Below are 5,235 nucleotides of genomic sequence, written 5' to 3'. Positions count from 1 at the left end.
CCCGGCCCCATCCTACGGGCGCAGGGCTTCCGCCGCCATCCCAAGCCCGTTGAAACCCGGGGATACCGAGGGCTCGTAGCCCAGCGCTTCCGAAATACTGGCCGCCGTGTCGACCAGGGCCTTGATCCAGTCGTCCTGCAAGCGCTCGGCCGGGGCCGAGATGGACAGGCCCGCCACCAGCTTGCCGGTGTCGTCGAAAATGCCCGCGGCGATGCACCGCACACCGAGCTCCAGTTCTTCGTTGTCGCGGGCGTAACCGTGGCGGCGCACCAGGGCCAACTCGCGCTCCAGGCGCTCCAGGTCGGTCAGGCTGTTGCGCGTGTGGCCGGCCAGGCCGGTGCGCAACGCATAGGCCCGGACCTGCCGCGTGTCTCCGGTGGACAGGAACAGTTTACCGGTGGAGGTCAGGTGCAAGGGGGCGCGGCCGCCAATGGCGCGAACCACCTGCATGCCGGAGCGCTCGCTCCAGGCGCGGTCGATGTAGACGATTTCGTCGCCTTGCTGGACCGACAGGTTGATGGTTTGCCCGGTCAGTTTGTGCAGCGAGCGCATGGCCGAAATGGCCGCCTCGCGCACGTTCAGCCGCCCTTTCACCAGCGACCCCAGTTCCAGCAAGCGCATGCCTAGCTGATACAGGCCGTTGTCGACGCGTTCGACGTAGCGGCCCACGACCAGGTCATTCAGGATGCGGTGCGCGGTGGACGCATGCAGGCCGGTGGTGGCGGACAATTCCTTCAGGGTCACCGGATCCTGCTGCGCGGCAAGCGCGTCCAGCAGGCGCATGGCGCGCTCGATCACCTGGATGGCGATGGGGTGAGCGGAAGCGCCTTCGGTTTCGGCGTCCAGGGGATTGCGGGGGGGTGAAAGACGGGGCATAGGGGCAGGTTCGGGCTTGCGCCGCGCCGCCGAAAAAGACCGGCCTTGCGGCAACGCAGCAAACAGTTCTTTCCCGTATTGTGAAATTTACCGCGCCATTTGGCAATCGGTTTTTAAGCAATAAACGGGTCCGCACCCGTTTATTGCCGATCCGGCCTAGTTCGCGGGCGGCGGCGCCAGCTTTCCGCCCAGGCGCAGCACTTCGGCCCGTAAAAATTCCAGCGCCTCTGCGGAAGCGGCCGGTTCGCCCTTGACGCCCAGCTCGATATGCGGCGTGCCGCCGGCCTCGCCGACACTCGGCAAGCTGAAGGCCCGCACGTCGGGCCAGCGCGTTTCAACGCTGACCATGGCCGGCGTGATGCGCGATTCGGGCATGCTGAACACCAGGAAGGAATGCTCAACATGCGCCCGTACATGCTGCAGTGCACGATAGCGGGTATCGAGGGTCCATTCCAGCATCGGCCACGCCATGACCGGGAAGCCGGGCACGAAAGTGTGGTCCTGGATGAAGAAGCCGGGGATGCGGTTGTACGGGTTCGGGACAATCTCGCAACCTGCCGGGAACATGCCCATCTGCAGGCGCTGCTGATTCTCGGGCGCGCTCATGTCGGCGGTGCCCTGTCCCTTGGCCGCCATTTCGGCGGTGCGCAACGCGATCGCCTCTTCGGCCTCGGGGTGCAAGGCCAGCGGCAGGCCCAGCGCCGCGGCAGCCGCCTGGCGGGTGTGGTCGTCGGGCGTGCCGCCGATGCCGCCGCACGAAAGCACGACGTCGCCGGTGGCGAAGCTGCGCCGATAAGCGGCCGCCAGCGTATCGCGGTCATCGGGCAGCACTTCCGCCCAACTCAGCTGCATGCCGCGCGCGCTGAGAAGCTCGACGACCTTGGAAAAGTGCTTGTCCTGACGGCGGCCGGAGAGGATTTCATCCCCGACGATGATGAGGCCAATACGGCGGGCGGCGGATTCTGCGGCCATGTCCGGTTCCAAAAGGTAAAGGGAAGAGACGCCGGTCAGGCGTCGATGACGCGGTCCTCGCGCAAGCGCTTCAGCGCTTCCAGTCCGTAATGCGCGTAGACCAGCGCCGAGAACACCGGCAGGATAATCCAGGCGGGCGGCAACAGGTTCAATAGCGAGCAGATCAAGCCAATACTCCAGAAGCCGCCGTTATGGCGTTCCAGGATCAGCTTGCGCTCGTCCGGGCTGGCGTGTTCGACGATGGCGTCCACGCGCATCATGCGCGAGAACGCGAACGCCCACCAGAAGATCGACAACACGATGGCCATCGGCGGCGCCAGCCATAACGGCAGCGTCAACAGCCAGCCGGCGGCAAACGCCGCGGACACCCACACCGCGTTCCAGACGCTGACCGCCGTGGCGTTCTTGCCCTGCCGCGTGACAGTGGCGTATTCGCGCTGCCCAACGTGGCGCAGGACAAGCGGCATCACGAAGACTGCCGCGATCGCCAGGCCCAGGATGCCGGATACCGGCAACAGGATGGCCACCGCGATGATGGGAACAAGATAGATCTTGAGCGAGAACAGCCCCATCGCCAGCATCCAGTCCTCTGCGCGGTTGACGAAGTCCCAGCGCGCGGCCTCGGCGGCCAGCCACGCATTGAGCGGCGTCCAGAACAGGTACAGCAGCAAGAAGGCGCCGATCAGCGCGATCAGGAACGGCAGCAGCACCGCGAACAGCATGCTGGGATGGCATTGCGATACCAGCGCGCGCTTGAACGCCTGGCCCACGGAGACGGCGCCGGCCCCGGCGGCGGTTAGGCGGCCATTGCCGGGCGGGGTGGAATCAGTGCGCAAAGCGGTCATGGGAGCGGAAAAAGGCGGTGGACATCCCGGGTATGATAGTCAAACACGCCTTCATCTGCTGACATGTCTCTACTCGTACCCGGTACCGACCTTGCCGCCCTGCGCGCGCGGCTTGGCGCAACCCCCGACACCTGGCTGGTGGCCTGCTTCTGCGCGGCCTGGTGCGACACCTGCGAGCAATACAAGCCCAAACTCGAGGCGCTGGCCGCCACACTGCCGCAGCACGTCTTCGCCTGGATCGACATCGAAGATCACGCGGAACTGCTGGGCGATGAAGACGTCGAGAACTTCCCTACCCTGCTGGTGCAGATCGGCCGCCGAGTGGTGTTCTACGGCCCCATGCTGCCGCACATCGGGCACCTGGAACGGCTGCTGGAAAGCGTGGATGAAAACAGCCCGGCCGTCATCACGGAACTGCCCGACCTGCCGAAATTACTGGCAGCCTGAGCCGGCGCCGGTCGTCCCATCATGAAAAAACCCGCAAGGCCTTTCGGCGTTGCGGGTTTTTTTATGCCGGAAGGCGTCAGTTCTTGCGCGAACCGCCCAGCAGTACCGCCACCTGGCGCTTGGGCGTCGAAGACGTATTGCCGTTGCTGTTGGCCGCCGGTTCTTCGGCGGCCGGGGCGGTCGACGAGGGCTCGTACGGTTTCAGGAAGAAGTCGTCGACCGGTTGACGCGAACCGCCCGAGGTGTAACCCGAGCGGCGGTCCGACGAACGGCCGCGATCACCACGATCGCCGCGGCCGGCATCGCGGCCTTCACGGCTTTCACGGCCTTCGCGCGAAGAACCCGTGCGCTCGTCGCTGCGGCGATGGCTACGCGCCACGGCGTCGGCCGGCAGATCAAGGGTGCCGCGCGGCACTTCGCGCTTGATCAGCTTTTCGATGTCGAGCAGGAAACGCTCTTCGTCGGCCGTGAACAGCGCGATGGCCTCGCCGGATGCGCCGGCGCGGCCGGTACGGCCGATACGGTGGACGTAGTCTTCGGCGTTGTAGGGCAAGTCGTAATTGATGACGCAAGGCACACCGGCCACGTCCAGGCCGCGGGCCGCCACGTCGGTGGCCACCAGCACTTCGAGTTCACCCGCCTTGAAGGCTTCCAGCGCTTTCATGCGGTCGGCCTGCGTCTTGTCGCCGTGGATCGATTCGGCTTTGACCCCGTCGCGTTCCAGTTCGCGGGCCAGGCGCGCGGTGCCGATCTTGGTGTTCGAGAACACGATGACCTGCTTCAACCCACGCGACTTCACCAGATGCACAACGGCGGCGCGCTTCGCGTCGCTCGACATCTTGTAGGCGATCTGCGTGATCGTCGTCGCCGTGGCATTGCGCGCCGCGACTTCGATTTCAACGGGCTGGTTCAGATACGAACGGCCGAGCTTGCGGATTTCGTTGCTGAAGGTGGCCGAAAACAGAAGGCCCTGACGCTGCGTGGGCAGCAGTCGGATGATGCGTTCCAGGTCGGGCAAAAAGCCCATATCCAGCATGCGGTCCGCTTCGTCCAGCACCAGGATGCCGACTTGGCTGAGATTCACGTTCTTTTGTTCGACGTGGTCCAGCAAGCGGCCGGGAGTCGCCACCAGCACTTCGCAACCGCGGCGCAGTGCTTCCTTCTGCGGACCAATATCCACGCCGCCAAACACCACGGCAGACCGCAACGGCGTCTGCTTGCTGTAGCGCTTGACGCTTTCGTACACCTGGTCGGCCAGTTCACGCGTGGGCGTGAGGATCAGCGCACGCACCGGATGGCGCGCGGGCGACGCGCTGGTATTCGCCAGCGGCATCAGCCGGTGCAGGATGGGCAGCGTGAACGCGGCCGTCTTGCCGGTGCCTGTCTGGGCGGCGCCCATGACATCGCGCCCTTCCACCACGACGGGGATGGCTTGGGCCTGGATGGGCGTGGGAATGGTGTAGCCGGTTTCGGCGATGGACTGCAGCAACAGGGGATGCAGCCCGAAATCGGCGAACGTCGGCGCGGGCGCGTCAACGGGAGGTGCTACGGATTGAGTGGATTCAGTCATCAGGGTTTGGCAGATACCGGGACCAGTGAAAAAGAACAAAACGAGAGTGCTACATGCACTGCACTACATATGCATCGGGGCAACCCGAATACGCGTGGCCGCAATGCGACGGCACGCACATTGCCGCGAAGCGCGATAGGCTTCACGGGCAATCGGCACCCGGCCTTGCAAGGCCAGTCGGCGCATTCTGGATTCGATACTTATGAGGGCAGTACCAGGCCCGGATTGCTGTGGATAACTTAATTTTAGCGCAGCCGCCTTACCACACGCTCAAACAGCGTGTATGTCCACCAGATGGACTATTTGTGACCAAAATTGGCATGTCAGCCCGCCAGCCAGCGCAGGCCCCACAACACGACCATGCCGACGACGATCACCATCACCGCGCTGCGGGTGCGCAGGAACACCAGGATGGCCACCACGCCGGCCACCAGTTTGTAGTCGAAGACTGGTCCCAACCCCGCCTTCCAGGGCAGCAGGTCCGGCACCACGATGGCCGTCAGCGCCGCGGCGGGCGCATAGCGC

6 protein-coding genes are annotated in these 5,235 nt (G+C 64.9%); 1 reads left to right on the top strand and 5 read right to left on the bottom strand.

Annotated elements, in window-relative coordinates:
- Positions 1 to 12 precede the first annotated feature (12 nt).
- From ACE039_RS12105 to ACE039_RS12095, 3 genes are all read right to left on the bottom strand, one after another.
- Positions 13 to 876 carry an IclR family transcriptional regulator gene (locus ACE039_RS12105; protein ID WP_448709728.1) on the bottom strand — a complete coding sequence of 288 codons (864 nt, stop codon included), beginning with the start codon at positions 874 to 876 and terminating at the stop codon, positions 13 to 15.
- Between the two features lie 156 nt (positions 877 to 1,032).
- Positions 1,033 to 1,848, bottom strand: coding sequence for a competence/damage-inducible protein A (locus ACE039_RS12100; protein ID WP_313464580.1), 816 nt, complete (start codon positions 1,846 to 1,848; stop codon positions 1,033 to 1,035).
- A gap of 35 nt (positions 1,849 to 1,883) precedes the next feature.
- Positions 1,884 to 2,693, bottom strand: coding sequence for an EI24 domain-containing protein (locus ACE039_RS12095; RefSeq protein WP_485822471.1), 810 nt, complete (start codon positions 2,691 to 2,693; stop codon positions 1,884 to 1,886).
- Positions 2,694 to 2,756: 63 nt separating this feature from the next.
- Here ACE039_RS12095 and ACE039_RS12090 point away from each other — a divergent pair, with 63 nt between their 5' ends.
- Complete coding sequence (locus ACE039_RS12090; RefSeq protein WP_105555337.1) at positions 2,757 to 3,140, top strand: thioredoxin family protein; 384 nt, start codon at positions 2,757 to 2,759, stop codon at positions 3,138 to 3,140.
- A gap of 76 nt (positions 3,141 to 3,216) precedes the next feature.
- Here ACE039_RS12090 and ACE039_RS12085 read toward each other — a convergent pair whose 3' ends face one another.
- Together ACE039_RS12085 and ACE039_RS12080 are read right to left on the bottom strand one after the other, a co-directional pair.
- Positions 3,217 to 4,710, bottom strand: coding sequence for a DEAD/DEAH box helicase (locus ACE039_RS12085; RefSeq protein ID WP_485822470.1), 1,494 nt, complete (start codon positions 4,708 to 4,710; stop codon positions 3,217 to 3,219).
- Positions 4,711 to 5,033: 323 nt separating this feature from the next.
- A partial coding sequence (locus ACE039_RS12080) for an AzlD domain-containing protein (RefSeq protein WP_485822469.1) occupies positions 5,034 to 5,235 on the bottom strand: 202 nt, incomplete at its 5' end.

Source organism: Achromobacter maghribensis (assembly GCF_057334215.1).
The sequence above is the reverse complement of the archived record's forward strand: the minus strand, read 5'-3'. Positions and strand labels throughout refer to the sequence as shown.

Coding starts and splice junctions, on each gene's coding strand:
- ACE039_RS12105 (WP_448709728.1), bottom strand. CDS start 876: ATGCCCCGTCTTTCACCCCCCCGCAATCCCCTGGACGCCGAAACCGAA.
- ACE039_RS12100 (WP_313464580.1), bottom strand. CDS start 1,848: ATGGCCGCAGAATCCGCCGCCCGCCGTATTGGCCTCATCATCGTCGGG.
- ACE039_RS12095 (WP_485822471.1), bottom strand. CDS start 2,693: ATGACCGCTTTGCGCACTGATTCCACCCCGCCCGGCAATGGCCGCCTA.
- ACE039_RS12090 (WP_105555337.1), top strand. CDS start 2,757: ATGTCTCTACTCGTACCCGGTACCGACCTTGCCGCCCTGCGCGCGCGG.
- ACE039_RS12085 (WP_485822470.1), bottom strand. CDS start 4,710: ATGACTGAATCCACTCAATCCGTAGCACCTCCCGTTGACGCGCCCGCG.